This is a genomic window from Gordonia sp. X0973 (assembly GCF_013348785.1).
Taxonomy (GTDB): Bacteria; Actinomycetota; Actinomycetes; order Mycobacteriales; family Mycobacteriaceae; genus Gordonia.
Map to the genome: position 1 here is coordinate 207491 of NZ_CP054691.1, position 25833 is coordinate 233323.

A 25833-nucleotide genomic window follows, 5' to 3' on the forward strand; every position below is an offset into this window, starting at 1 on the left:
TGGGTGAAGGGGGTTGTCAGATCTGCCGGCTAGGCTCTGGGGTATGAGTCGAAACGACCCGCCAAAGCTCCCGACCGTCGCGGCACCCATGGTCGTCGATCTGTTCGCGGGCCCCGGTGGCCTCGATGCAGCAGCACACTGGTTGCAGCTTCCATCGATAGGAATCGAATTCGATGAATCTGCGGTCAAGACCAGAGAAGCTGCCGGGCTCAGTTCGATTCTGGCTGACGTCCGCGACTGGGCGGCGACCGATTTCGATGATTCCGTCAATGTCCTGACCGGCGGTCCCCCATGTCAGACCTACACCGTCGCCGGCAAGGGCCACGGTCGTCGAGCGTTGGCGCACGTGATCGAGCTTGTCGAGCGTCTGGGTGCGGGCCATCTGGACGACGTTCTCGGTGAGCTTGCTACGCACAGTGATCCAAGGACAGGCCTCGTACTGCAACCACTGATCTGGGCGCTTTCTGCAATCAATGATGAACGCCCCTACGAAGCGATCATGCTGGAGCAGGTACCGGCAGTCGAGCCCGTCTGGCGCGCTGTCGCAGCGGTGCTGGAGGCGCACGGGTATGGGACGGATGTGGGGGTGCTGCGTACCGAAGAGTACGGGGTACCGCAAACACGGCGTAGGGCGATTCTGACCGCGCGACTGGGCGTCGCCCCGGAGGACGTATGGCTTCCGGCACCGACACATCAGAGGTACACAGGGGCTGCGGAAGCTGCTCAAGATAGCCTCCCCAAGTGGCGTTCGATGGCCGACGCACTCGACACGTCCGCACCTTTCACCGTCGTGTCGAACTACAGTCTCGGTGGCGATGCCACAAAGCGCTGCAAGCGGAGGCATGATCGCCCCGCCTTCACTGTTACCGGTAAGGCGTCCCGGAACCGACTGAAGTTCGACTCCGGTCGGGAAGAACGCCTCTCGATGCAGGACGCGGGCCGGCTACAGACCTTCCCTGAAGACTTCCCTTGGCGAGGACGCGACATCTCACAGCAGATCGGTAACGCAATCCCGCCGCGCCTTGGCGCTCATCTCCTTGCCCATCTGCTTGGACTGGAGATCGGACTGGACGAGGAGTTCTTCGCCAGGAAGGCAGCAGGTTGGTCTCGGCCGACAGATGAGGTCGCGGCGCAAGTCCGCGAAACCATCGTTCGGGACGTCAATGCCCAGTCGTCAACCCTCCTCGTTGGCCCGCCGCTAGGTGCGGTCCGCGAGGACGCACCTATCGCGGTCTGAGTCGCGAGCGTTCTGACGTTCTCCGCGCCCGACAGCGTCCGCTACTGCGGAGGCGACGACGAAGGGATCCTCGTGTTCCCAACAGCGGATGACTGTCCAGCCGGAGTCGGTCAGGCTTCGATCCATGTCCATATCTCGTGCTTGGTTGGTCGCGATCTTGTCTGACCAGAACTGGGCGTTGGTCTTCGGTACCTGGCGGTGCTCCGGACACCCATGCCAGAAGCATCCATCGATGAAGACGGCCACCTTCGCGCGGGTGAACACCAAGTCGGCCTTGCGTCTGGGCATTTCCGGTAGCGGCGCGTAGTCGACGCGGTAACGGAGACCAGCGGCGTGAACTAGGCGCCGAACGGCCATTTCGGGAGCGGTGTCTCGTCGCCGGTTCCCCTGCATCGACTTACGGACGGCAGCCGAGGACGCCCAGCTGACTTCGCTGCGAGGTTGGGCCACATGGTCATTGTCCACCCGAACGCGACCTGGTGGTACTTGTCGCGAGTAGCGTCGCGGCAGACATAGGAGGGATCATGCTTCGTAGTTCGATGTCGCGCCGGCGTGTGGGGATGACGGCGATCGCCGTCGCCCTGTTGACCGCACTAGCACCGATCGCGGCAGCGTCGGCCGACGACCGCACCGACGTGCCGCCACCCGGCGCCAACAACTGGGCCTGTCGGAGTGCGGCGCATCCGGTTCCAGTGGTCCTGGTCCACGGGACGACCGCCAACCAGAACCAGAACTGGCATACGCTCTCGCCGGCTCTCACCCGCGCCGGCTACTGCGTCTACACCGTGACGGTGGGGGTGCTGCCGGGACTCCCCGGCTACGGCGGTCTCGACCGACTCGGCACCTCGACGAGACAGCTGGCCGCCTTCGTCGCCGTCGTCATGAAACGGACCGGGGCAAAGCAGCTCGACTTCGTCGGCCACTCCCAGGGCGCGACACTGCAGCTGTCCTACCTGCGGTATTACGGGGGAGCACGGCATGCTCGCCGCATCGTCAACCTGGCCGGTGCGGTCTCCGCCTCGCCGGACGCCGCCGGGATCAGTGCCCTCCTCAAGAGAGTGCCGAAGGAGCGGCGGTCGTTGTGCCCGCTCTGCGACAGCCTGGCCGATCGCTCGGTCTACGACTTCAAGAACTACCCGAACATCGAGTACGCGAACATCGCCAGCAGCACTGACGAGGTCGTCAACCCGCCGTCGGTATCCTTCATGAAGGCGGCCCCCAACGTGCGCAACGTGCTGGTCCAGTCGTACTGCCCGCACATGCGGGTCGGGCACGACGCGATGTCGAAGAGCCCGACTGTCCGGCGAATGATTATGAACGCGCTCGATCCGGCTACTCGGCAACCGGTCCATTGCGGTCCCGACATGCCCACGTAGTTAGTCGAACATTCGAAAACTGAAAGCCTGCTGCGAGGTTCGTTCGGGGGTGCTTGAGCGTATTTCCCCCGGTCGACTTCGGTGTCAACCTTGAGGTCCCCCGTCGACCCGAGGAGGCCGCAATGACGATCCGTCACATGGGCCACGGCTCCGCGATCCCGCTCGCCCACCACGGCCTCCGACGACCGCTCACGATGATGATCGGAGCGATCGTCGGCAGCTCGTCGATGATCGGCGCCATCGTCGCCAACCAGGTCCACTTCAACGAGACCGGCTCCGCACTCATCCCCTTCATCGCGACCGTGGCGCGCTGACCGGTCGCGTTGCGAGGTTGTCTTGCGAGGTCTCGATACGCCAACTCGGGGTCTCGATACACCGCTTGGGGTCTCGATACACCGACTCGGCTAGCGCCTCGTCGGCACTCGACCACCGTGCTTCGTCGATACGCGACCACCGTGCTTCGTCGATACGCGACCACCGTGCTTCGTCGGCACTCGACCACCGTGCTTCGTCGATACGCAACCACCGCGGGTCGTTTGAGCACTTGGTCGAATGACCCGAACCTGGGAACTAGCTGCTAGATCGGTCGGAGGGTGCTTAGGCGCGTTCCTTTACGATCTCAAACCTGCGATCCTTGATGGACAGGCACACCAGGGAGGTAGCCATGACCATCCGACACACCGGCAAGCACAGCATCGTCACCCCGCCGGCCCAGCGCGCCCATCGTCGCGTCACGGTGATCCTGTCGGCGATCGTGGTCAGTCTGTTCCTGATCGTCACGGCGTTCGCGAACATGCTGTACGTCGACGCGACCGGCGCCAGCCTGATCCCCGGCTTGGGTCACTAGGTTCGACGCCCCGGGGGCCTCGTCTTTCGGCTTGCGTGGTCTCGATACGGTTCCTCGCCCAGGGGCTCGGATCCACTCGACCACCATCGTGAGGCTTGACCGCCATCAGAACTGCTCGACCACCGTCGGATCGTCGACCACCGTCAGAACTACTCGACCACCGCCGAAAGCGTCACGGAAGCAGCGTCTTGTCGCTGACCATCGACGAACTGCCCATGTTCGCGAACATCAGGTCTATCGAATCGGTCCCGGGGTTGGGCTGAGCAACGGTGAGGACGCGGCTCTTCTGCAGCACCGTGACGTTGGTGCCGAACTTCTTGCACAGGATCTGCGTGAGGTGATTACCTGCGGAAACGCCGGATTTCACCAATGACCGCGTGCTGTGCGGCCCGACGGACAACGGTGAGGAGAACGGCGTATAGCCGCCGATCTGCAGCTTGCAGGACATCTGCGTCGTGGTCGCCGAATTGTCGACGACGACCTTGATCCTTCCGCGGCCGCCGATGAGTTCCCCGGCCGGTCCGGCGGCCGAAGCCGAGCCGACGCCCAGGCCGACGAGGGTGCTGGCGGCCGAGGCCGCGACGAGGGCGGCGGCCAGTGATCGCGTTCGAGTGTTCATGTTGTTCTCCTGTCCGAGTAACGATTGACAGGGAGAACGCTAGGAGGACGCCGACCGTGGGAAACGAGTAGCCGACTACCCGATTCCGCGTCGGCGCCCGGCGACGGCGAGCATTTCGCCCAACTCGGTGAACTTCACCCGCGGCCGTCCTTCACGGGCGCCGGCGGCGCGTTCGGCCTGGTCGATCCGGCGCATTCCGCGATACCCGACCACCTTTCGACGACGAGACCGCAACAACTCGTCGAAGGTCCCGGCGTCTCGACCTCCCGGCGTCACCGCCCCGTCGGCCACATCCCCGACGAACCGTTCGACCACCCCGAGCGCATCGAGTTTGTTCGCGCCGATCCCGCCGCTGGCCCCGCGCCCGGCCCAACCGATCACGTACGCACCGGGGACGACCTCGCCGTCGTCGCCGACGAGCCGCCCGTCGACGTTGGGAAATCGGCCGGACTCCTCGTCGAAGGGCAATCCGGTGATCGGCGTCCCGCGGTATCCGATCGAGCGGACCACCAAGTCGGCGGCGATCCGGTGCTCGCGTCCGCCGGTCGCCACGGTCACGGACTCGACGCGCTCGTCACCGTCGATGCCGACCGGCGAGGTGTGGAACAGGAAGACGATGCGGCGGCGACCGAGAGCCACCGGCCCGGACAGGTCCGGCAGCGGTCCGTCGGCCTCGGCGCACACGACAACCTCGACATCGGGCACGGCGGCCAACGCCCGGTACTCGGCGTCGGTGTAAGCCGCGGAATCCTGCCCGCGACGCCCGAGCACGACGACCTCCCCGACGTTCTGCTCCCGCAGCAACCGCAGCGCACGGTCGGCAATGTCGGTGCGCGCCAATGCTTCTGGCGGTGAGACCAGCATCCGTGCGATGTCCAGCGCGACGTTCCCGGTCCCGACGACGACGGCCCGCCCGGAACCCAGTCGACCGGACAGGGCGGGTATCGGCGGACCGACCGCGTCCGGCACCGCGTTGTACCAGGCGACGAGGTCGCTCGCGGCGATCGACCCGTCGAGGTCCTCACCCGGAATGTCCAGGCGCCGCGACTGTGACGCACCCACCGCGTAGAACACCGCGTCGAAATGTTCCGCCAACTCGGCCGGCGTGATCTGGCCGGCGGCCGCGTCGGGGCCGACCTCGACGTTGGTCGCCATCGTGACCCGCGGGTCGCGATAGCAGAGGTCGAAGGTGCGCATCACGTCCTTGGTGGAGGGGTGATCCGGTGCGACACCGGCGCGTACCAGCCCGCCCGGCGTCGGGAGTTTGTCGAGGACGGTCATCCGCGCCTGCGTGCGGTGCAGCAGCGTCCGCAGCGCGTACCCGCCCGACGGGCCGGTGCCGACGATCGCCACGCGCAACCCGTCGGGCAGCCGGGGAATCGTCGGATAGGTGACGTCGCCCCATCCCGTCGACACGTCGGGGTTGTTCTTGTAGAACTCGGCGTTGATGTCGACGAAGACGCGGTCGCGCGGGGCGAGGCGGTCGGCCGGGAAGATCGCGTTCACCGGACACGCGTCGGCGCAAGCACCGCAGTCGATGCAGGTGTCGGGATCGATGTGCAGGATCTCCGACGTCCCGAATCCGCGTTCCTCTGGCGTCGGGTGGATGCAGTTGACCGGGCAGACCGAGACGCAACCGGCATCGCTGCAACACGACTGCGTGATGACGAAGGCCACGCCGCCTCAGATCATGCGGGCCATGCGGTAGTACCGCATCGCCGGTTTGGTGAGCAGGCCGACCTCGTCGAGGAACTCCATGAGGTGGGTGCATCCGCTGCGGATCATCGACGCGAAGTGGGCGTTGCGGCGGGACTCGTGCCAGGCCCGCTTGGCGTCGAGGCCGGCGTCGGCATAGGCCTGCGGTCGAATCAGGTTGAGCACGATCATCAGCGCGCCCATCGCCACGACGAGGGCGCTGACCTGTCGGCGGAACCACCCGGCGTTGCGCATCGACTCGCGTACCTGCTCGCGCGCGTACTTCATATGCCGCGATTCCTCGAGCACGTGGATCTCGTTGACCGTGCGGATGAACGGCAGCACCCGCTCGTCGCGCATACAGCCGCGTTGGAAGACGTCGAGGACCTCCTCGGCGACGAGGATCCCGGCGTAGGCGACCTCGTTGCGCGCGACCAGCTTGAAGAGCCGCCCGGCCTGGCCGATCCGGCGGTTCGGGCGGTAGGACTTGCCGACCATCTTCTCCGACGCCTTGGCGAACATCATCGAATGCCGGCACTCGTCGGCGATCTCGGTGAGGGCGAACTGGAACTCGGAGCTGTGATAGTCGCCCAGGTACTGGTCGTTCAGCACCAACTCCTGCAGCAGCATCTCGAACCAGATGCCGATGCACATGATCGACGCGAACTCGTGCCGGGTCAGGGAGATGCGCTGTTCCTCGGTCAGTTCATGCCAGTAGTCGGTGTCGTACAGCGAGGACCATTCCGGACTGCATCCGTACTTGTCCGGGTCCATCGGCGCCGACCAGTCGATCTCCGTCATGGCGTTGCGCGAGAGGCGCGCGGCCGAGTCGACGAGGCGCTCCGACACCTCTTCGACGCCCTGGTCGGGCAGGCTGACGGCAATCTCCGCAAGGGGATTCGACGACGGGGAGTTGCTCTTCATCGCTGCGGTCATGGTGGCCTCCATCCGCATTGCGTTGGACGCTGACTATGACAGCGCCAACTGTGCCATTGATTGATGTAACAATAGCAGTCCCGTCGTGCCGGCACTAGAGGTCCGCAGCCGAGTTGCTGCAGGCGGCCGATACGGACGCCACCGAGGACACCCTCACGTGAGCTCGGCCCCGGTGAGCGGCGGAGAGGCGTCGAGGGCGGCGTTCTCGTCGTCGGAGAAGACCCGTGAGCGAGAGAGGAACCGGACACCTTCGGGCGCCTCCAGCGAAAACCCCGCGCCTCGACCGGGTACGACGTCGAGGATCAGTTGTGTGTGCTTCCAGAGCTTGAACTGGTCACCGTTGATCCAGACGCGTACCGCCGGGAGTGGGGCGGGGAGGTCGACCTCGCCGACGAGGACGTCGCGCTGACCGATGCGGTACTCGCCGACCGGGTAGCACATGGGGGCCGAGCCATCGCAGCAGCCGCCGGACTGGTGGATCATGAGCCCGCCGTGGAGCTCCGACAACTTGGTCAGGAGCGCCACGGCGGAGTCGGTGGCAACCACGCGCTCGGGGGTGGTTGAGTGCGGCATCGGTCTAGAAGAATCCCTTGGCGGACTGGGCGTAGCCCACCAGGAGGTTCTTGGTCTGCTGGTAGTGCTCGAGCATCGCCAGGTGGTTCTCGCGCCCGATCCCCGACTGCTTGTAGCCGCCGAAGGCCGCGTGCGCCGGGTAGTCGTGGTAGGTGTTCGTCCACACCCGGCCTGCTTGGATATCGCGGCCGGCGCGGTAGGCGACCGCACCGTTGCGGCTCCACACCCCTGCGCCGAGACCGTAGAGCGTGTCGTTGGCGATCTCGATCGCGTTGTCGTAGTCAGTGAACGACGTCACCGAGAGCACCGGGCCGAAGATCTCCTCCTGGAAGATTCGCATGTCGTTGTTACCGGCGAACACCGTCGGCTTGATGTAGAAGCCCTCGCTCAGGTCGCCGCTGGCCTCGAAAGGCTCACCACCGGTGAGCACCGTGGCTCCCTCTTCTTTGCCGATGGACAGGTACGACTTGATCTTCTCGAACTGATCGCTGGAAGCTTGCGCACCCATCATCGTGTCGGTGTCGAGTGGATTGCCCTGTTTGATCTTCTCGACGCGGGCGACGGCCTTCCCCAGGAAGTCGTCGTAGATTCCGTTCTGCACCAGCGCACGACTCGGGCAGGTGCAGACCTCACCCTGATTGAGGGCAAACATGGTGAAGCCCTCCAGTGCGCGATCGAGGAAGCCGTCGTCAGAGCTCATCACGTCGTCGAAGAAGATGTTGGGACTCTTGCCCCCGAGTTCCAGTGTGACCGGGATCAGGTTCTCCGAGGCGTACTGCATGATGAGACGACCGGTCGTGGTCTCGCCGGTGAACGCGATCTTCTTGATCCGGTTGCTCGACGCCAACGGCTTGCCTGCTTCGACGCCGAAGCCGTTGACGATGTTGAGCACGCCGTCGGGAAGCAGGTCGCCGATCAAGCTGATCAAGTACAGGATCGACGCGGGCGTCTGCTCGGCCGGCTTGAGGACCACACAGTTGCCCGCGGCCAGTGCCGGAGCCAGCTTCCACGTCGCCATGAGAATCGGAAAGTTCCACGGGATGATCTGGCCGACGACACCGAGCGGCTCGTGAAAGTGGTAAGCGACGGTGTCGTTGTCGATCTCGGAGATCCCGCCCTCCTGGGCGCGGATCACGCCGGCGAAGTATCGGAAGTGGTCGACGGCCAGCGGGATGTCGGCAGCGAGGGTTTCGCGTACCGCTTTGCCGTTGTCCCAGGTCTCGGCGACGGCGATTTTCTGCAGATTCGCTTCGATGCGGTCGGCGATCTTGTTGAGGATGACGGCACGCTCGGCCACCGATGTCTTGCCCCAGGCCGGTGCGGCGTCGTGGGCCGCATCGAGGGCGAGGTCGATGTCTTCTGCCGTCGAACGGGCCACCTCGCAGAAGGTCTTGCCGTCGACGGGCGACGGGTTCTCGAAGTACTGGCCTTTGACCGGCGGAACCCACTTGCCGCCGATCCAGTTGTCGTAGCGCGATTCGTAGCTCATCACGGCGCCGTCGGTGCCCGGCTTGGCGAATACGGTCATGGTTCCCGCTCCTTCGTGTCCATCTGGTGAGGTGCATCACACTGTAGGAAGGGAAAGGTTGCAACGACGTTGCAGTGCTCAGCGGCCCAAACGGTGATCCAGCAGGCGTGCGCGGCCGCTCGCCCGAGCCCGACCGGGATGCCCGGGCGGGAGGCTGTGCGCGAGCTGCGACCACGCGGTCAAGTCGTCGCGGCCCAGAGGCGAATCGACCCACGATTCGAGCGCTGCGACATCTCCCGCGACGACCAGGCGTGAGCGCAGGTCGACGAGAAGTTCGTCGAACAGTTCGACGACGCCGGGGGCGTTCGAGTCTGCCAGCAGCCCGCCGCGACCCAGCGTGCGGACTGCGGCGGGCAATTCGCCGGTGGCGACGTGCGCGCGCAGTTGCGCGACGTCTGACTCGGAGTCGACGACCAAGCGGTACGGGCGGGACTCGACGATGTCGCCAAGCGTCCGGCGCAGACGTGAGATCTCTGCGCGAACCGTCACCGAGCCCAGCCCCGCGTCGGTGAGCATCAGTGCGAGCTGGTCGGTAGACAGCCCCTCTGGATGTTCTTGGAGGAGGAGCAAGATTTCTGCGTGCCGGGGCGAGAGCTGCTTGGTGGCACCGCCCGCCAGCCAGGTGGGCGGCCCGTCGTCGAGGATCGTGAGGAATGGTCGCCCGTCGGTTGGGTCGAGATTCGTCGAGGTCGCGCCGAGTTCGCGCTCGACCGCGGCGACGACCGAACGGACCGCGGTGAGGGCGAACGGTGCGGCAGCCGCGTCGCCACCGGTGATGTCCAGTACGCCCAGCACCGCTCCGGTGTGCGGATCGTGGATCGGTGCCGCCGAACAGTTCCAGTTCTGTACCGATCCGAGGAAGTGCTCCGGACCGATGACCTGCACGCTCCGGTCGACGGTCAGCGCGAGGCCGGGGGCGTTGGTGCCCACGGCTTTCTCGCTCCATACAGCTCCTTCGACGAACGAGATTCGGCTGGCTGCCGCGCGTGCCGAACGGCACCCGTCCACCCACAGCAGGCGACCCTGCGCGTCGGTGACCGCTACGACGGCGTCGACGTCGACGAGGTCTTCCACCAGCAGTGACTGGATCAATGGCCGCGACAGCGAAAGTCGGTGGGAATCGCGATAGGCCCGGAATTCGGCGTCGCTGACCGCGCCGGGCTCGGGCTCGGTGGCACCGGGGTCCACGCCTCGTTCACGCGAACGAACCCAGGATTCACGCACCAGCGTGCGAACGGCGCCTTCGGCGGGCAGGACCCCGGAGAGGAACTGTTCGTGCGCGCGCTTGACGCGCACGGTGGGAGAGGCGGCGGTGCCCATGGGTAATCCTCTGCTGCGGGTTACCTGCGATTGTGCATCGCCCGGTGTGACCTGGGCAACAACCTGAAGCAGAGAATCGAGTAGTCCGCTACTCGGGGCCTACGCCCGAAGAGTCCCTAACGTCGCTTCTGCCAACAACGGACCCGACGAGCTGTCGGCCTACAAGGAGTCAGATGATGAGGAAAATTTCGATGGCGCTGGGGATCGCGTCCCTGGCGGTTGCGGCCGCGGCGGCCGCGGCCGGCGGTGCCGAGGCGGCCACCAAGGTGCAGGCGTCAATCGTCGGTTTCGACATGACGGTCTACGGGGGAAGCGGCGGCAAGATCGCCTTCCAGGCGTTCAACCAGCTGGATCGGGATATGACGTGCGGGTGGACCGTCGACGGGCACAATTCCCCGGCCTTCGAGATCGCCAAGGGCAGCAAGGGGAGCGGGTACGTGAACAGCTCCTACGGCGATCACAAGATCGTCATCCTCTGCAAGTCCTATCAGGACGCCTCCTTCGTCCCGCCGAAGTACAAGGCGGGGGCATCCGGGACGGTGACGGTCAAGAAGGATCCCGCGCCGCCGCCGGTGACACCCCCGGCCAAGCAGAAGCTGCCGCAGAAGCCGATCAAGCTGCTGCCGAAGAACGGGCCGGGCGTCCCCAACCCGGCACCGGCCGACCCGATCACCCAGTATTTCCGCGATATGGGGCTGAGCTGATCGGTATCCGCCCGGCTACCGGTGCTTGCGCAGCAGCGGCAGCGCGACGATGAGCGCGAGGGCGGGCAACGCGAACCCGACTCCCAGAGTCGCCGCGTTGCCCGCCAGCGCGCCCAGTGCGACCGCGCCGATGAGGGCACCGCCGTAGTTGAACAGGTTGACCCGGGCGATCACCTCGTCGCCGCGGTCCGGTAGGAGTTCGCCCGCCCAGCTGAACGCGACGGGGACCAGCAGGCCCGCAGCGGTGCCGGCCAGGGCGAATCCGATCACCGCCGGGACGGTCGTGTGCAGCGTCGTGACGACGACACACCCGACGAGGGCGATGGCGACGCCGACGAATCCCGTCGTCGTGCGGCCCCAGCGTCGGACCATCGGGTCGGCGGCTAACCGGCCGAGCAACACGATGCCGAGATAGGCGGCGTAGGCCAGCGGCGCGACGGAGCCCTTCGCGTGCAGGCCGTCCTGCATGTAGACCGTGCTCCACGTCGCGACCGCGGAGTCGACGACGAAGGCGGAGAACACCAGGCCGCCGACCAGCCAGATGCCGCGCCACGGCAGCCGTTCCTCGGAAGCGGGCTTCCCGTCGACGGTCCGCGGTGCGACGTGCCGGTCGCCGTAGCGCAGTACGAGCAGCGCCGCGACCACGGCGAACCCGGCGCCGAGTGCGATGGGAGCGGTCCGGGACCAGTCGGTCGTGTGGACCCCCGCCGTGGCGAGCGCGGCGATGATCGCGGCCATCGTGTACGCGGCGTAGAGCCGCCCGAAGACCGGTCGCGACGACGCTGCCTCGGCCAGCGCGCCGGCCATGTTGGCCGAGGCGTCGACACAGCCCAGGCCGACGCCGAACACGGTGACGGCCGCGGTGAAGACGACCAGCGACGTCGTGTTGATGGCGACGAGCAGGAACGCGGCCTGGATGAGAAATCCGACGGTGAGCGCCCACCGACTGCCCAGGCGGACTGCGATCGCGTCGGCGAGCACCGATCCGCCCGCCGCGGCGATCCCGACGGCCAGCATGATCCCGGAGAGCACGGTCTCCGAGGCGCCGATCCGCTCCTTGAACGTCGGCAGGGCGGAGACGATCGCGGCGTACCCGTAGCCCTGCGCCGCGAAGGCGACGGCCACGGCGAGGAAGGTCGACGTCTGCAGACCGCGGTGGAAACCGCCGTCGGCCACCCGGGTGGTCACCCGCCGTTGAAGGCCGGGCGGTAGGTCCGGCACGGCTGGCCGCGCAGCACCCGGCACTCCGGTGCCGGTCCGCCCGCGCGCTGGCCGGGGACCACCGGCAGCACCAACGTCGAACCGCCCGCACCCAACCCGAGCGTGTCGACGACGCGTCCGCCGGTGTTCGGGGTGGCGAAGCGCCAGGTGGTCTTGTCGCCGCCGGGAGCGGTGATGGTCACGCGGATTCGGGAGCCCTGGCGGAACACATGGCCGAGCGAGGCCAGCTGGATCCGCGCGAGTTGTGTGCCGACGAGCGGGCTCGGGTCCAGCCAGTCGCGCGTCGGGTCGAGCGGGGTGGCCGCCGCGTTGGTCGCGCGCAGCGAGGCCCGCAGGAAACCGGAGGTGACCAGGATTTCCGTGCCGTCCGGTCGGACCTCGGAGATCGTCGCCTGCAGATCGGTGTTCGGGGCCGACGACGACAGTCGGAGGTCGACGCTGCCCGGTCCGACGACGAGCTGGTCGCTCCCTAGCGGGGCGGTCGTGAAGCCGACGCCCGCGCGACCCGGAACCGGGGCCCACTCGTAGGTGGCACCGGCGGCCCACGGCTTGGTCGAGGCGCCGGTCGCGTGCATCGTCCCGGCCGGTCGCGCCGCCGGATCCGGGCGGAAGGAGACCGACGACGACGGTCCGGGCGTGCGCGTCAGCCGGCCGCCCGCGTCGAGCGTCCAGCGCACCCCGTCGCCGACCCCATTGGCCGGCCACGACGTGAAGCCGCGCGACCACGGTGCGGACATGTTGCCCGGGATGGGGGTGCCTGACCCGTTGTCGAAGAAGACCTGCACGCGTGGGTCCCGCTTGAAGAACGCCTTGGCCTGCGCGAGGTTGGTCGCCTCCGGGTGCCGGGCGGTCACGATCGGACGCCCCGGGGCCTCGGTCACCGCGGCGTAGACCACCGGCATCAACGCGCTCAGGGCCGGGTTCGGCTGCGGCACCGTCTGGTCGAGGTAGATCCGCAGGAATTCGTACCAGGGGCCGAGGAACTGTGGGCCGAGTGAATCGAGGTGGGCGCCGTTCATCATGCGCACCCAGACGTTGGGGTTGTTGCGGAAGTGCTTGATGATCTCGGTCCACTGGGGGCCGGTCTGCTCGTCCTGCAGCGCGCCCACCAAGTAGACCGGCACGTTCACCTTCTCGGCCCAGTACGACGGCGAGCGGTGTTCCAGCAGGGACACCGTCCGCGTCGGGTTGGCCTCGATGAGCTGCTTGATCCGCTGGGTCTGCAGGCGCAGCTTCTGGTTGGCCGCGCAGTGCCGATCGCCGCGTCGGACCAGTTCCCGCGCATACGGCTGCCCGCCCTGCGGCGCCGGCTCGGCGTCGTCCTGACGTTCGGTGAGCCACGAGTTGGCGAAGCCGTTGTTGAAGATGCCGCCGGGGAACCCGGTCGAGTAGAGGTCGTCGGTGAGGCTCATCGGTGCGATCGCCGCCAGGCTCGGCGGATGGGTGCCGGCCGTCGCGATCTGGGAGATGCCGGAGAAGGAGATCCCGACGAGGCCGACCTTGTGGCGCTTGACCCAGGACTGTGCGCCGACCGTCTCGACGATGTCGTAACCGTCGTAGATGGTGGGCCAGTCGAACAGGTCGAAGGCGCCGCCGGAGCAGCCCGATCCGCGCATCTGCACGTTCACCGCGGCGAAACCGGCCGTCGGGGCGACCTGGTTGCCGAGGACCGTGCCCGTCGCCGGGGCCATCGGGTCGGGCACTTTGGCGAGCCCCTTGATGGCGCCGACGAGGAAGTTGCCCGGTGCCGCGTGCTGGTAGCCGGAGTATTCGATGACCGTGGGGAAGGGGCCGTCGTTCATCGTCTTGCCGTCGGGAAGCCGGACGGTGACGGCCAACTCGACCCCGTCGCGCATCCGCACGTAGTTCAGTCCCGGGTGCAGGTGCTGCGAACGGTAGAGGCCGCGGTCCGGGGGTGCCTCGCCGCGCACGGCGAAGGAGTTACCCGCGGTGCCGTCGACGACGAACCGGTAGCCGCCGCCGGCGGGGAGGTCGCGCACCAGGAATGAGCCGAGCCGATCGACGGTCCCGCTGCCGACGGTCGCGCCGCCGGAGTTGACCAGCTTCACCTGCGCGCCGGGACGGGAGTCGATCAGATAGGCCTGATAGACGCTGCCGTGGCCGCTGCCGATGGCGCTTGCCGCCGTCGCGGGAGTGGCGAGTCCGATGGACAGGGCGATGGTGGCGAGCGCGGCCATCGCCGCAGTCCAGAACTGGCGCATCTGCGTGGATCTCCCCGGGCTAGAGACGTTGGCCGTCGTGACCGACGTTCGGCGCGATCTGGGCGCCGCCGTTTTCAGACTCTAGGGGTGCGGGTGCGAGTTGCGGTTGGTTAGGCGCGAATTGGGTCTTACTTCTTGGGCTGCTGCGCCTGGTGATGCCCCTCGCACCACTGGTCGGCGGGGACGGATGCGCGGACCTCGTCGACGTGGCTGCCGCATCCGGACCAGGTCGTCTTGCCGCAGATACGGCAACGGACTGCTTGACACATGGGCCTATCCTCTCAGCTCGTCTGCTGGCCCGCAGCCGCGGCGGCACTGAATTCGCGGAACACCTCGTAGGCGCGGGCGCCGTGGATGGTGGCCGGGCCGCCGTGCATGAGGAAGGTGACGCCGATCGCCTCGGCGGCCTCCTGGTCGGTGGCGCCCGCCCGTGCCGCGGCCTGGGCGTGCGAGGCGATGCAGCCGGCGCATCCCTCGACCACGCCGATGGCCAGCGCGATGAGTTCCTTGGTCTTGCGGTCGATGGCGCCGTCGGCGAAAGCGGCGCCGGACAGTGCGGCGAAGCCCTGGTAGACCTCGGGGATGGCCTTGCGCAGCTCCCGGTGCTGCGGGGTCAAAGCGCGCAGGGTCTCCGAGCCGGAGGGGGTGGTGTGTGCGGTGGTCATGATGATTCCTTTCGGGGTTGGTCGAGCGGTGGTCAGAGGTCAGTCGTGCGCGAAAGTGATGTTCGGCAGGAGGCGTCGCAGCCACCTCGGGCTCGCCCAGGCCGCGCGTCCGGTCAGTCGCAGCAGGACCGGCAGCAGGATCAGGCGGACCAGGAAGGCGTCGAGCAGCACGGCGACGCCCAGGATGATGCCCATCTCCTTCGGAGGCAGCGGGCCGGACAGGGCGAAGGTGAAGAACACGGCCACCATCACGCCGCCGGCGGCGAAGATGACGCGACCGGAGTGCGCGACCGCGCCGACCATCGCCGCCTTGGGGGTGCCCTCCTTCTCCCAGTGCTCCTTGGCCGAGGCCAGCAGGAACACCGTGTAGTCCATCGCGATGGCGAAGATCATCGCGAAGAAGAACACCGGGCCCCAGGCGTTGAGGAAGCCCTGGCTCTCGAATCCGAAGAAGGAGGCGCCGATGCCCTCCTGGAAGACCAGCCGGGCCACGCCGAATGCCGCGAGCGTCGAGAGCAGGCTGGCCGCCGTGCCGAGCAACGCGATGAGCGGGGCCTGCAGGGCGAAGAGCAGCAGCAGGAAGCCGAGCACCATGACGGTCGCGATGACGATCGGGGTGGTGCGGTCGATCTCCGACTTCAGGTCGATGTTCTCCACGGCGGCACCGCCGACCATCGCCCCCGTGGGCAGGTGTTCGCGCAGTCGATCCACGGTGGCCGGCAATGCCGGGTCGGACGGGTCGACGCGCGGCACCGCCTGGATCAGCGCCAGACCGGAACCGTCGGTGGACGTCTGCGCCGGCATGGTCGCCGCGATGCCGGGATCGCCGCGCAGCACCGTCGCGGCGGCGTCGGCCTGGGCGGCCGGCGCGATGATCTGCAGCGTGCCGGGAGCCCCGTCGCCGAAGGCCTTCTGGACGGCGTCGTAGCCGATGCGGGCGCTGGCGTCGGCCGGTAGGACCTTGATCGACGGCATCGCGGTGGTCATGCCGAACACCGGGATGGCCAAGGCGATGAGAACCGCCAACGCCCCCAGACCCCAGCGCAACGGCTGGCGCCACAGGCGCTCACCCCAGCGCTCGAAGACGGGGGAGCGGTGCTCGGAGACGTTGACCCACGGCAGGGCGAATTTGTTGACGCGGTGGTCGAGCTTCGCCAACACCACCGGCAGCAGCGTCAGTGTGGCGGCCAGGATGAAGACGACCGAGATCATGATTCCGCCGGCCATCGAGCGGAAGGACGGCGACGGCACGATCATGACCGCCGAGAGTGAGACGAGCACGGTGATGCCGGAGAGCAGCACGGCCTTGCCCGCGGTGTCTAGGGTTTGCGCGATGGCCTGCTTCATCGGCATGTCGTGGCCCATCCGGGCGGCGCGGAACCGCACGACCAGGAACAGGGCGTAGTCGATACCGAGGGCCAGCGCGAACATCATCGCGAAGTTCATCGCCCAAATCGAGACCGGCACGACGGTGTTGACGAGGACCAGGACACCGGCCGAGGCGACCAGCCCGGCGAGGGTCAGCAATAGCGGCAACCCCGCCGCGACGAGCGCGCCGAATGCGACGACCAGGATGAGCAGGGTCACCGGCCAGGAGATCATCTCCGACTTCAGCATCGCGTCGAGATTGGCGTGATTGAAGTCCGACCACAGCACCGAGGAGCCGGTGGGGTCGACCCGGACCGTCCCCGTCGAGAGGTCGTGGAGCTTGGGGGTCAGCGCGGTGGCGGCCTTCACCATGTCGTTGGTGTCGGCACCGGCGCCGGCCAGGATGATGCCGGTCTTGCCGTCGGCGGAGAGTGTCGCGCCGGGGGTCGGCGCGATGATGTCGGCGATCCGGTGGTCGGCCCGCAACAGGGAGGTCGCCTTGGCGAGCACCGCGGGGCCGTCGCCGGTGGTCAGCGGGGCGTCGGCGGAGACGACGACCTGGATGGCCGACGAGGCGTTGCCGCCGAAATGCTGTCGGGCGAGCTCGCGGACCTGCACCGATTGCGAGCCGTCGGCCTGCCAGCCGGCGCCGGAGAGACTCTTCTCGACCGACGGGGCGAAGATCCCCAAGCCGATCACCAGCAGGACCCACACCGCGGTGACGACCTTGCCGTGGGAGACGACCCAGACGCCGAGGCGTCCCAGCGGACCGGCGTGGGTGTAGGCCTCGTCTGCGGCGATTGCCGTGCCGGGCCGCTTCTGGTGGCCCGGGTCCAGCTCGGTGATGGTCATGGCGTCCTCTCGAATTATCCCCCTGGGGGGTTATCGAGAGACGGTACATCCCCCTAGGGGGTTATGCAACCAAGGTGTGGCGACTCTGCCGATTTCTTCAAGAACACCCGCAAAGATCGGGTCAGACTCGACACATGAACGAGAGAAAAGACTCCAACATCTGGCCCGGTCTGAACTACACCGATCCGATTGCCGCCCGCCGCTGGCTCGTCGCGCTGGGCTTCGAGGAGGGGATCCTCGTCGAGGGTGACGGTGATGGCGAGGTGCGGCACTCGGAAATGCTCTGGCCCGACGGCGGGCGCGTCATGATCTCGTCGTCCGGGCACTTCGGGGCGCCGGTGACCGGCGTCGGCAGCGTCTACGTCGTCGTCACCGATCCGGACGCTGTGTACGCGCGCGCCCAGGAGCTCGGCGCGACGCTGGTGCGCGAGATGCGCGAGGAGGACTATGGATCCCGAGGGTTCTCCATCGCCGACGCGGAGGGCAACGTATGGAGCTTCGGGACGTACGCCGGCTGAGCGGCGTCGCGATCCATCCCTATCGGATCGTCGGCGCGGAACCCGGTGAGCACATCGGCCTGCCGTCGTCGACGGTCACGCTCATCGTCGACCTCGACGACGGTCTGCGCCTGAGTGAACCAGGACGCGCCGGCACCCGGGTGTTCCGCACCTGCCTCGGCGGCATGCATGCGGAGCCGGTCACGATCCACCACGAGGGCACGCAGATCGGGGTGGCCGTCAGCCTGGCGCCGTCGGCGGTGCGCACGGTCTTCGGCCTGCCCGCGGCGCAGTTGTGGCGCACCAACATCGACCTCGACGACGTGGCTCCCGGCTTGGCCCGACGGCTGTACGACGAGACCGGAGCCGTGCCGCATGACGAGCGCGCCGGGCTGGCCGCGGGGATCATCGCCGACGCGGTGGGGCCGTCGAACGGCGGTTCCGGCGATCCCGACGCGGAGCGCGCCTGGCGGCTGATCCAGCGGACGCGCGGGCGCATCACGGTCTCACGGTTGGTCGAGTTGTCCGGTTGGTCGGCGCGCTACCTGACCGGGGTGTTCACCAACGAGTACGGCATCGGCCCGAAACAGGCGGCGCGGATCGCGCGCTATGAGCACGCCCGTCAGCAGCTGGAGGCGGGGGCGACCATCGTCGACGCGGCTTTCGCCTGCGGATACTCCGACCAGGCCCATCTCACCCGCGAGTTCGCCGCCATCACCGGGTATCCGCCGAAGCAGTTCCTCGCCGTCCGGGCCGCCGAGTTCAGCGGGGCCCGGTAGCGCGCTTTCCGTACTTGCGGTTGAACTTCTCGACGCGCCCGGCGGTGTCCATCAGACGCTGCTCGCCGGTCCAGAACGGATGCGACGCACTGCTGACCTCGACGACGACCAGCGGGTAGGAGTTTCCGTCGGACCACTCGACGGTCTGCTCCGAGGTGATCGTCGAGCGGGTCAGAAACTGCTCCCCGGTGCTGGCGTCGCGGAACACGACGTGGTGGTAGTCGGGGTGGATTCCGGGCTTCATCGGTTGTCCTCTCGGAAGCTCTGCTCGCCACCGTCCTGGTGTGCGAGGCCGTCGTCGTGGGTCTGCGGCAGGTCGTCGCAGGGGTCGGTGTGCGCCAAGCCGAACGGGTCGTCGAAGTGCATCCAGCTGCGCTGTCCCATAGCCATCTCGGCGTCGGTCAGGCAGGCGTCGTCGAGGGCCCGCCGGATTTCGTCGGGCTGCTCGGGGCGATGGGCCAGGACGGCCAGCGACGTGTGCCGATCGCCGTGCGCCTCGTCCCAGAGAAGGGCCGCGAGGGCGCGGCGTTCCGGGTCGACGGTCGTCAGCTCGGCATCGGTCATCGCGGCCAGCCAGGTGGGTCCCTCGGCCACCCGCAGTCCGCCGCCGGCCGATTCCATCCATAGTGCGCGGTCGGGCTGCGTGGCCAGCCACATCCGCCCGCGGGCGAAGACGACGCCCTCGAGGAGATGGTCGATTGCCTCGTGCAGCCGTGCCGGGTGGAACGGGCGGTCGGCCTCGAAGGTGAACAGTTCCACGCCGCAGTCGGATTCCAGCGGCGGCTCGTAGCGCAACAGTGGGTCGTGCGACTCGTCGATCCGACCCCGGCGGGAACCGGGCGGAACGGCCGCGAGCAGCTGCGCGGCCAGCGTCGGCGTCATCGGCCGCAACGGCGCCTCCCCGCCGTGTGCCCGGTGGGGCAGCTCCATCATCGTCGGCGCCTTGGGGGTGAGGCGTTTGAGCACCGCGCTCAGGCGGGCCGACTGCCATGCGTCGTGCCCGGTCGATTCGCATCCGACGATCACCAAGGCGTCGGCGAAGGCGACCTGCCCGACCGCGACCTGGGCGAGCGTGCGTTCGTCCCCGCCGTCGACGGTGGCGCTCAACCCGAGCTCGGCCATCGTCGCGTCGCCGGTTGCCGAGTCGAGCCAGGTCGTCTCGTCGATGCACGCGATCGTGGCGTCGATCCGGACGTCGACGCCGGCGGGTGCGTCGGTGAAGCCGGGCATGTCCGAGACGACCGCGTTCTGGATCGCGAAAGCGAGTGCCTCGGGTTCGAGCGAGCAATCCAGCTGCAGCACGATCCGGCGCACGGCGGTGCGGCGGTGCAGGTGGCGCAGCAGCGGCAGGAGGTCGTTGCGCAGCGTGCAGGAGACGCAGCCGTGCTCGAGGCAGACGGTGGTCTGGTGGATGCGCTCGTTGCCGTCGGCGTCGACGGTGCGCAGTGTGCGTCGGACCATCCCGGCTTCGAGGGCGGAGAGGTCGTGGTGGACCAGCGTCGTGCCCGAGGTGACGAGGCTGCCGGCGGTGCGCGCGACGGCGTCGGGGTCGAGTCCGGCGACGAGGACGACGGGCGTGCGCTCATCAGCATTGTTGGGAACGATTTCCATTTGCACGGGACCCACGGTAGCGTGGCCCGAGTCTTAATGCGAATCGTTGTCAATAATCATGCGGAGGTACTTATGTCAGCGCGGTGTCAGGTCACCGGGCGCGAGCCGGGATTCGGCAAACAGGTGTCGCACTCGCACAAGCGGACGTCGCGACGGTGGAATCCGAACATCCAGCGTCGGCGGTATTTCCTGCCCAGCGAGGGGCGCTACGTGACGCTGCGGGTTTCGGCCAAGGGGATCAAGACCATCGACCGCCACGGCATCGAAGCCGTCGTCGCACAGATCCGTGCCCGAGGGGAGAAGGTCTGATGGCCAGCCGCACCGACATCCGGCCCGTCGTGAAGCTCAAGTCCACCGCGGGGACCGGGTACACCTACGTCACGCGCAAGAACCGGCGCAACGACCCGGACCGGCTCGTGCTGCGCAAATACGACCCGGTCGCCCGGCGCCACGTCGACTTCAAGGAGGAGCGCTGATGGCCAAGAAGTCCAAGATCATCAAGAACGAGCGTCGCAAAGCGACCGTCGCCAAGTACGCCGAGGTCCGGGCCGGGCTCAAGGCGATCATCGCCGATGCGTCCGCCTCCGACGCCGAGCGCTCGGTGGCGCGCAGCAAGCTGCAGTCGCTGCCGCGCGACGCCAGTCCGACCCGAGTGCGCAACCGCGACGCCATCGACGGGCGTCCGCGCGGCTTCATCGGCAAGGCCGGTGTGTCGCGCGTGCGGTTCCGTGAACTCGCGCATCGGGGCGAACTCCCCGGCATCCACAAATCCAGCTGGTAAGCGAAAGGCGCTATTCCCATGGCTAGGTCCGCACCCCGACGGGAGCCGTCCGTCAAGAAGGTCGTCAACCGCATCGATGTCCTGCGCAGGCAGACCGGTGTCGAGCCGGTGATCGACTACAAGGACACGGCGCTGCTGCGCCAATTCCTCACCGACCGCGGCAAGATCCGCAGTCGCCGCGTCACCGGCTTGACGCCGCAACAGCAGCGGCAGGTCGCCACCGCCATTCGCAACGCGCGCGAGATGGCCTTGCTGCCGTATTCCTCCGGCCGGTAGTCGGTACTCTCGCGCCCATGCGGATAGCGAGAGTGATCGGCCACGTCGGCTGGTGGGTATTCGTCCTCGGTGCGGTATTCACCCGGTTCGTCCAACCGGTCGGCTTCGGCCCGCGGCGCTACGCGGACTATCTGTCGACCGAGGACCACGGCTGGACGGCGTACCTGCCGCTCACGGACGGCGTATTCGACGATCGCTTCACCGAGGCCAACATCCTCGCGACCGTCACGCTGGTGGCCGCCGTCGTCGTTTTGCTCGCGGCGATCGCGGAAGCAGTTCTCGGTCGGCGCCTGGTCACCGGGCTGCTCACCGTCGCGGCGCCGGTCGTCGGCGGCGCGTTGGTCTTCCTCGTCGCCCGGGGCGGTATCGACTCGGCGCAGTTGCGCCCGGTGATCCTGTTCGCGCTGGCCTTGCTCGGCGTCGCGATCCGCGAGGTGTGGAGCCGCGCGCTGGCTCCGACGCGAGAACTCCCACAATCGGCCGAAAATCGGGGGTCCGAGGGCAAATACCCCTCTGACCCCTCCGATTCGGACGATGGTGGGAACTAGCTCCCGAGCGAGGTTGGACTCTCGATCCGGGCGCCGATGCCCTTCATGAGGATCGGCCACGATTTCAGCAGCTCGTCGCGCCAATACTCCCAGCGGTGGGTGCCCGACGCCTGGACCGCACCGGAGAACGGGATCCCCAGCTTGCGCAGCTGGGCGGTCATCCGGCCGGTGCACACGGCGCTGCCGAACTCGAGGAAGGCGCCCTTGGCGGTGGTGTCCAGCGGATCGGCGGCCACCTGGTTGTATCGCCCGGGCATGCCGCTGCCCGCGGACAGGTAGACGGTCTTGCCGGCCAACTTCGCCGCGTTGAGGAAGGGGTCGTGGGCCTGCCACTCCGGGTCGGTGAACTTGCCCCACATGTTCGTCGAGTTCCCGCCGCCGCGGCTGATATCCCACTGCGTCAGGAACTGGTTCTCCGGGCTCGACACGTTGGCGCAGTCGCTGTAGCCGCCGACGGCCCGGTACAGCTGCGGGTTGCGGGTCGCCAGCATCAGCGCGGCGAGCCCGCCCATCGAGGCGCCGGCGACCCCGGCGACGTTGTTGGACCCGAACCGGCGGGAGAGGATCGGCGGCAGTTCGCGGGTCAGAAAGGTCTCCCACATGAACTTCTTGTTCCCCATGCCGGGTTCGCGGTTGCGCCAGTCGGTGTAGTAGCTGTGTGGATCGCCGACGGGGGTCACGACGTTCACGTCGGTCTTCGACGCCAGGTCGGCCAATTGCGTCTCGGTGTACCAGCCGGACTGCTCGTCATGCGCCTCGGCGCCGTCGAGCAGGTAGATCGTCGGGCGCTTGCCCGGGCGCGCTTTGGATCCGGGTCTGTCGCCCGGCTTGGCGGGTCGGACGGGGTCTTGCGGACGCTGCAGGTCGACGACGACCTCGCGTCCCATCGCCGCGGAGAACACTCGCAACCGTTCGCGGCCCTGGAACGGAGTCACCGAGACCACCCTGCTTGCGGGTGGCGGCGGTCCGGCGTTGGGGCCGTGCGGTCGCGGGGGTGGCGGAGCTCCGTCGGCGACGGCGCTACCGAAACTGAGGCCGACGGTCAGCGTCGTCGCCACCGCGACGCTGTACCGCGCAAAGGGGTGAACCAAGAGTTCCGGCCTTCCTTCGACGCGTCGCATCCCCAGCCACACGCGTCACTTCAGTAACACGAGAAGTATGTGGTGCGATGCCGCGAATCTCCTAGACCGGACACCAAACCGAGACGCGGATGTGACGAACGGGCCACGCGCGTCGAGTCGGGTCAGGCCGCCGCCGACCACCACTCGACGATGCGCTCCACGACCGGTCCGGGGGTTCGCGCCCACCGCACGTGGTCGGTTGAGCCCTCCGGCGGGCACTGCGACTTCCGATAGGTCCACCCGGTCAACGATTCCGACGGGAAACAGCGCTCCAAGCGCTCGGCGGCAGCCGGTGTGACCAGGGCATCGCCCTCCAGGCGCACCGCGATAACCGGCCGTGCGCCACCTACTCGGTCCTGCTCGAGACCGCCGGTCACCGGCAGTCCGCCGGTGCGCACCATTCGCGCCCACTGCCGCATCATCGTGCGCGGCGTCGGGCCGCCGAATGCCCCGGCAGGCCAATGTCCCCGCGCCGCGGTGACGACGGGAACACTCGACGCCAGCAGGAGCATCCGGACCCGCTCGCCGGGGTAGTACCGGTACCACGGCACCGATCCGGCGACGGTCGCGTAACCGTCCGGACGGGCATCGCCCGCACCCGGAAGCACATCGAGGAGCGCGCACAGTTGGGCGCCGAGGCTGTGCCCGACGACCAGGACCGGACGGTCGGGATCCTCGCGGCGAAGATCGAGGATGGCGTCGGCGAGGTCGCCGGCCTCGTCGGCGTAGGACCAGTCGTGCGCGCGCGACGGCGCGACGTCGCCCGGCTCGATCCCGCGGCGGGCGACCACCGTCGACGTCCAGCCGTGCTCGCCGAAGGCGGCGACCAACGGGCGGTAGAACTTGGCGGGTACGCCCATCGCGGGGGAGATCAATACGTGGGGGAGCTCTTCGGTCCGCATGGGGTGACCATCCGCCGCGGAGGTATTGAAGTCCACTACCTCGGAGGTCATCGATCCGGTCCGTCGACGGGCCTACGATGGCGCCATGGCTGCCCCCGCCGCGACCTCGTCGTATCCGATCGGGGAGATGCTGCGCGCCTGGCGGGCCCGACGCTCGCTGAGTCAACTCGACCTCGCCTACGACGCGGGGATTTCGCCGCGGCACCTCAGCTTCATCGAGACCGGTAAGTCGCGGCCCAGCCCGCAGGTGATCGAGGCACTAGCGGCCCGGCTCGACGTCCCGCTGCGCGACCGGAACGCGCTGCTCCTCGCGGCCGGGCACGCGCCGCGCTACACCGAAGAACCCCTCCGGACGGAGACGATGGCGCGGGTGCGGGCCGCGGTGCAGCGGGTTCTCGCCGCGCACGAGCCCAACGCGGGTGTCGCGCTGGATCGCACCTGGAACGTCGTGCTGGCCAACGGCACCGCTCGTCTGCTGTTCGGCCTTTTGCCCGCCGACCTGGCCGCCGAACCGGTCAACCTCTTTCGCGCGTCACTGCACCCGGACGGTTTCGCCGGGCTGACCCGCAACTTCGACGTGTGGGGCCGCTACCTGCTCGACCTGCTGCGGCGACTGGTCCGCGTGACCGGGGATCGACGGTTGGCCGAACTCGAGGCGGAGGTGAGTCGATACCCCACCGTCGTAGGCCTCGACCGCCGGACAGGTCCGGGCACCGGCCCGCGCGAGCCGGAGTTGCTCGTGCCGCTGGAGCTTCGCCTCGGCGATCAGGAGTTGTCCTTCTTCACCACGCTGACCACCTTCGGCTCACCTCGCGACATCACGCTCGACGAGATGACGATCGAGCTGTTCTACCCGGCCGACGCCGCGACGGAGGCGTGGGTCGCGTCGATGCGGAGCTGACCCGCACGGGCGCCGACGTCGGGCGGGAGCCGGTGGGTGCCGCGGTCGGGGGCGGCCGACGCTGGCAGGATCGACGCATGGCCGCCCGCGTCCCCGCGCTCACCGGTATCCGCACCTTGGCGGCACTGTCGGTGTGCCTGACGCACGCCGCGTTCTGGACCGGTCACTACGCCGACACCTACGTCGGGCGTCTCAATGCCCGCTTCGAGGTGGGCGTCACCATCTTTTTCGTCCTGTCCGGCTATCTGCTCTATCGCGGCTGGGTGCGGGTGCTGCGCGCCGGGCCCGACACGAGGCCCGTATCGGTGCGCACCTATTTCGCGCATCGCGCCCGCCGGATCCTGCCCGCGTATTGGCTCACCGTCGTCGGCGTCTACCTCCTCTATCTGTTCCGCAAGGACCCGAACGACATCGGCCACGGTTGGGACGGATTCGCGCGGAACATGACCTTCACGCAGCTGTTCGGGATGGGTCATCAGCACACCGGCCTGACCCAGATGTGGAGCATGGTCGCCGAGGTCGCCTTCTACCTCGTGCTTCCGGTCGTCGCGCTCGTCGGCAGCGCGATCAGCCGACGACGGTGGCGCCCCGACCTGCTGTTGTGCCTGTTGGGGGCCGTGGCCTTGGTCTCACCGATCTGGATTTTCGCCGTCGTCGGCGGCGACGTCGACCCGACGATGCGACTGTGGCCGCCGACCTTCCTCTGGTGGTTCGTGGCCGGCATGGTGCTGGCGGTGTGTGAACCGCTGATGACCCGCGTGCGCACCCGGTGGTGGGTGGGTGCCGGGGTCGTCGCCTTCCTCGTCGCGGGCGGATCCGGGGCGGGCGGTGCGACGATGGCGCCGGAGACGGCGGGGCAGACCGTCGTCAAACACGTCCTGTATCTCGTTGTGTCCCTGGGGTTCATCGTCCCGCTGATCGGCGTCGGTGACGACCATGCGGCACCGGACTGGTGGGCACGGCTGTGGTCGGGCCGCGTGGCGGTGTGGTTCGGTGAGATCTCCTACGAGTTCTTCTGCGTCCACGTCGTCGTCCTGGAAATCGTGATGGGCCTGCTGGGCTACCGGGTCTTCACCGGCTCGATGTGGCTCGCGTTCCTGGTGACGACGGTGATAGCGACGCCGCTGGCCTGGCTGCTGCACCGCGTGACCCGGCCGATTTGGCGGCGCAATGCGGCGGCATGAATCGGTAGTATCGAGCAGGTGAACCACGCAGTCCCGCCCGCCGCCTCCGTCGCCGACATCCGTCGGTGGT

The 25833-nt window shown here is 68.0% G+C and carries 30 protein-coding genes; 14 read left to right on the plus strand and 16 right to left on the minus strand.

Going from position 1 to position 25833, the window contains the following annotated elements; translation table 11 throughout:
* The first annotated feature begins 43 nt into the window (after window positions 1-43).
* The gene (locus HUN08_RS00925) at window positions 44-1237 is read left to right on the plus strand and encodes a DNA cytosine methyltransferase (RefSeq protein WP_301546827.1); all 1194 of its coding nucleotides are present in this window, start codon (window positions 44-46) and stop codon (window positions 1235-1237) included.
* Here HUN08_RS00925 and HUN08_RS00930 read toward each other — a convergent pair.
* On the minus strand, window positions 1199-1702 hold the full coding sequence (locus tag HUN08_RS00930) for a very short patch repair endonuclease (protein WP_367649929.1): 504 nt from the start codon (window positions 1700-1702) through the stop codon (window positions 1199-1201). The two genes, HUN08_RS00925 and HUN08_RS00930, sit on opposite strands and share 39 nt — an antisense overlap.
* Window positions 1703-1761: 59 nt before the next feature.
* Here HUN08_RS00930 and HUN08_RS00935 point away from each other — a divergent pair, with 59 nt between their 5' ends.
* The 3 genes from HUN08_RS00935 to HUN08_RS00945 all read left to right on the plus strand — a co-directional run bounded on the left by HUN08_RS00935 (window position 1762) and on the right by HUN08_RS00945 (window position 3460).
* A complete protein-coding gene (locus tag HUN08_RS00935) occupies window positions 1762-2613 on the plus strand; it encodes a triacylglycerol lipase (protein WP_124245977.1) in 852 nt (283 codons plus the stop codon).
* A 122-nt stretch (window positions 2614-2735) separates the two neighbouring features.
* On the plus strand, window positions 2736-2927 hold the full coding sequence (locus HUN08_RS00940) for a hypothetical protein (RefSeq protein WP_124245976.1): 192 nt from the start codon (window positions 2736-2738) through the stop codon (window positions 2925-2927).
* Between the two features lie 350 nt (window positions 2928-3277).
* On the plus strand, window positions 3278-3460 hold the full coding sequence (locus HUN08_RS00945; protein WP_124245975.1) for a hypothetical protein: 183 nt from the start codon (window positions 3278-3280) through the stop codon (window positions 3458-3460).
* Window positions 3461-3632: 172 nt separating this feature from the next.
* Here the strand turns inward: HUN08_RS00945 and HUN08_RS00950 are convergent, their stop codons facing one another.
* From HUN08_RS00950 to HUN08_RS00975, 6 genes are all read right to left on the minus strand, one after another.
* Window positions 3633-4079, minus strand: coding sequence for a hypothetical protein (locus HUN08_RS00950; RefSeq protein ID WP_124245974.1), 447 nt, complete (start codon window positions 4077-4079; stop codon window positions 3633-3635).
* A gap of 75 nt (window positions 4080-4154) precedes the next feature.
* Window positions 4155-5756: an FAD-dependent oxidoreductase gene (locus HUN08_RS00955; RefSeq protein ID WP_124245973.1), complete on the minus strand. Its 1602-nt coding sequence runs from the start codon at window positions 5754-5756 to the stop codon at window positions 4155-4157.
* Between the two features lie 6 nt (window positions 5757-5762).
* On the minus strand, window positions 5763-6710 hold the full coding sequence (locus HUN08_RS00960) for a diiron oxygenase (protein WP_124245972.1): 948 nt from the start codon (window positions 6708-6710) through the stop codon (window positions 5763-5765).
* A gap of 153 nt (window positions 6711-6863) precedes the next feature.
* Window positions 6864-7283 carry a DUF779 domain-containing protein gene (locus HUN08_RS00965; protein WP_124245971.1) on the minus strand — a complete coding sequence of 140 codons (420 nt, stop codon included), beginning with the start codon at window positions 7281-7283 and terminating at the stop codon, window positions 6864-6866.
* A gap of 4 nt (window positions 7284-7287) precedes the next feature.
* Window positions 7288-8811 carry an aldehyde dehydrogenase family protein gene (locus HUN08_RS00970; RefSeq protein WP_124245970.1) on the minus strand — a complete coding sequence of 508 codons (1524 nt, stop codon included), beginning with the start codon at window positions 8809-8811 and terminating at the stop codon, window positions 7288-7290.
* Between the two features lie 78 nt (window positions 8812-8889).
* Window positions 8890-10131 carry a helix-turn-helix domain-containing protein gene (locus HUN08_RS00975; protein WP_124245969.1) on the minus strand — a complete coding sequence of 414 codons (1242 nt, stop codon included), beginning with the start codon at window positions 10129-10131 and terminating at the stop codon, window positions 8890-8892.
* Between the two features lie 173 nt (window positions 10132-10304).
* Between HUN08_RS00975 and HUN08_RS00980 the strand changes: the two genes are divergently transcribed.
* Window positions 10305-10835, plus strand: a complete 531-nt coding sequence (locus tag HUN08_RS00980) for a hypothetical protein (RefSeq protein ID WP_301546828.1) — start codon at window positions 10305-10307, stop codon at window positions 10833-10835.
* Window positions 10836-10850: 15 nt separating this feature from the next.
* On the opposite strand, the gene HUN08_RS00985 is transcribed toward HUN08_RS00980, so the two are convergent.
* From HUN08_RS00985 to HUN08_RS01005, 5 genes are all read right to left on the minus strand, one after another.
* Window positions 10851-12023, minus strand: coding sequence for an MFS transporter (locus HUN08_RS00985; protein ID WP_165353368.1), 1173 nt, complete (start codon window positions 12021-12023; stop codon window positions 10851-10853).
* Window positions 12020-14278 carry a CocE/NonD family hydrolase gene (locus HUN08_RS00990; RefSeq protein ID WP_124245966.1) on the minus strand — a complete coding sequence of 753 codons (2259 nt, stop codon included), beginning with the start codon at window positions 14276-14278 and terminating at the stop codon, window positions 12020-12022. Before HUN08_RS00990 ends, HUN08_RS00985 begins: the two co-directional genes overlap by 4 nt.
* 128 nt (window positions 14279-14406) lie before the next feature.
* Window positions 14407-14547, minus strand: coding sequence for a hypothetical protein (locus HUN08_RS00995; protein ID WP_165353367.1), 141 nt, complete (start codon window positions 14545-14547; stop codon window positions 14407-14409).
* 12 nt (window positions 14548-14559) lie between these two features.
* Window positions 14560-14943: a carboxymuconolactone decarboxylase family protein gene (locus tag HUN08_RS01000; RefSeq protein WP_124245965.1), complete on the minus strand. Its 384-nt coding sequence runs from the start codon at window positions 14941-14943 to the stop codon at window positions 14560-14562.
* A 39-nt stretch (window positions 14944-14982) separates the two neighbouring features.
* On the minus strand, window positions 14983-17163 hold the full coding sequence (locus tag HUN08_RS01005) for an MMPL family transporter (RefSeq protein ID WP_124245964.1): 2181 nt from the start codon (window positions 17161-17163) through the stop codon (window positions 14983-14985).
* Window positions 17164-17297: 134 nt separating this feature from the next.
* Between HUN08_RS01005 and HUN08_RS01010 the strand changes: the two genes are divergently transcribed.
* The gene (locus HUN08_RS01010) at window positions 17298-17681 is read left to right on the plus strand and encodes a VOC family protein (protein WP_124245963.1); all 384 of its coding nucleotides are present in this window, start codon (window positions 17298-17300) and stop codon (window positions 17679-17681) included.
* Window positions 17654-18439, plus strand: a complete 786-nt coding sequence (locus HUN08_RS01015; RefSeq protein ID WP_124245962.1) for an AraC family transcriptional regulator — start codon at window positions 17654-17656, stop codon at window positions 18437-18439. Before HUN08_RS01010 ends, HUN08_RS01015 begins: the two co-directional genes overlap by 28 nt.
* On the opposite strand, the gene HUN08_RS01020 is transcribed toward HUN08_RS01015, so the two are convergent.
* Window positions 18423-18683, minus strand: coding sequence for a type B 50S ribosomal protein L31 (locus tag HUN08_RS01020; protein ID WP_124245961.1), 261 nt, complete (start codon window positions 18681-18683; stop codon window positions 18423-18425). The genes HUN08_RS01015 and HUN08_RS01020 overlap by 17 nt on opposite strands.
* On the minus strand, window positions 18680-20050 hold the full coding sequence (locus HUN08_RS01025; RefSeq protein ID WP_124246246.1) for a GTP-binding protein: 1371 nt from the start codon (window positions 20048-20050) through the stop codon (window positions 18680-18682). Before HUN08_RS01025 ends, HUN08_RS01020 begins: the two co-directional genes overlap by 4 nt.
* Window positions 20051-20122: 72 nt before the next feature.
* On the opposite strand from HUN08_RS01025, the gene rpmB reads away from it, so the two are divergent.
* The 5 genes from rpmB to HUN08_RS01050 are packed head-to-tail and all read left to right on the plus strand — an operon-like array spanning window position 20123 to window position 21655.
* Complete coding sequence (gene rpmB, locus HUN08_RS01030) at window positions 20123-20359, plus strand: 50S ribosomal protein L28 (RefSeq protein ID WP_124245960.1); 237 nt, start codon at window positions 20123-20125, stop codon at window positions 20357-20359.
* The gene (rpmG, locus tag HUN08_RS01035; RefSeq protein ID WP_124245959.1) at window positions 20359-20526 is read left to right on the plus strand and encodes a 50S ribosomal protein L33; all 168 of its coding nucleotides are present in this window, start codon (window positions 20359-20361) and stop codon (window positions 20524-20526) included. The genes rpmB and rpmG overlap by 1 nt, the downstream gene beginning before the upstream one ends.
* Entirely contained in the window at window positions 20526-20831 is a 306-nt protein-coding gene (gene rpsN, locus HUN08_RS01040) for a 30S ribosomal protein S14 (RefSeq protein WP_124245958.1), read from the plus strand. The genes rpmG and rpsN overlap by 1 nt, the downstream gene beginning before the upstream one ends.
* Window positions 20832-20849: 18 nt before the next feature.
* Window positions 20850-21107: a 30S ribosomal protein S18 gene (gene rpsR / locus HUN08_RS01045; protein ID WP_124245957.1), complete on the plus strand. Its 258-nt coding sequence runs from the start codon at window positions 20850-20852 to the stop codon at window positions 21105-21107.
* Window positions 21108-21124: 17 nt separating this feature from the next.
* The gene (locus tag HUN08_RS01050) at window positions 21125-21655 is read left to right on the plus strand and encodes a hypothetical protein (protein WP_174900851.1); all 531 of its coding nucleotides are present in this window, start codon (window positions 21125-21127) and stop codon (window positions 21653-21655) included.
* On the opposite strand, the gene HUN08_RS01055 is transcribed toward HUN08_RS01050, so the two are convergent.
* Both HUN08_RS01055 and HUN08_RS01060 read right to left on the minus strand, forming a co-directional pair.
* On the minus strand, window positions 21652-22590 hold the full coding sequence (locus tag HUN08_RS01055; protein WP_301546829.1) for an alpha/beta hydrolase family protein: 939 nt from the start codon (window positions 22588-22590) through the stop codon (window positions 21652-21654). The genes HUN08_RS01050 and HUN08_RS01055 overlap by 4 nt on opposite strands.
* A 308-nt stretch (window positions 22591-22898) precedes the next feature.
* Window positions 22899-23678 (minus strand): alpha/beta fold hydrolase, encoded by a 780-nt coding sequence (locus tag HUN08_RS01060; RefSeq protein WP_124245955.1) that lies wholly within the window; start codon window positions 23676-23678, stop codon window positions 22899-22901.
* 85 nt (window positions 23679-23763) lie between these two features.
* Here HUN08_RS01060 and HUN08_RS01065 point away from each other — a divergent pair, with 85 nt between their 5' ends.
* Window positions 23764-24579, plus strand: a complete 816-nt coding sequence (locus HUN08_RS01065) for a helix-turn-helix domain-containing protein (RefSeq protein ID WP_124245954.1) — start codon at window positions 23764-23766, stop codon at window positions 24577-24579.
* 77 nt (window positions 24580-24656) lie between these two features.
* Complete coding sequence (locus HUN08_RS01070; protein ID WP_124246245.1) at window positions 24657-25763, plus strand: acyltransferase; 1107 nt, start codon at window positions 24657-24659, stop codon at window positions 25761-25763.
* The last annotated feature ends 70 nt before the right edge of the window (window positions 25764-25833 follow it).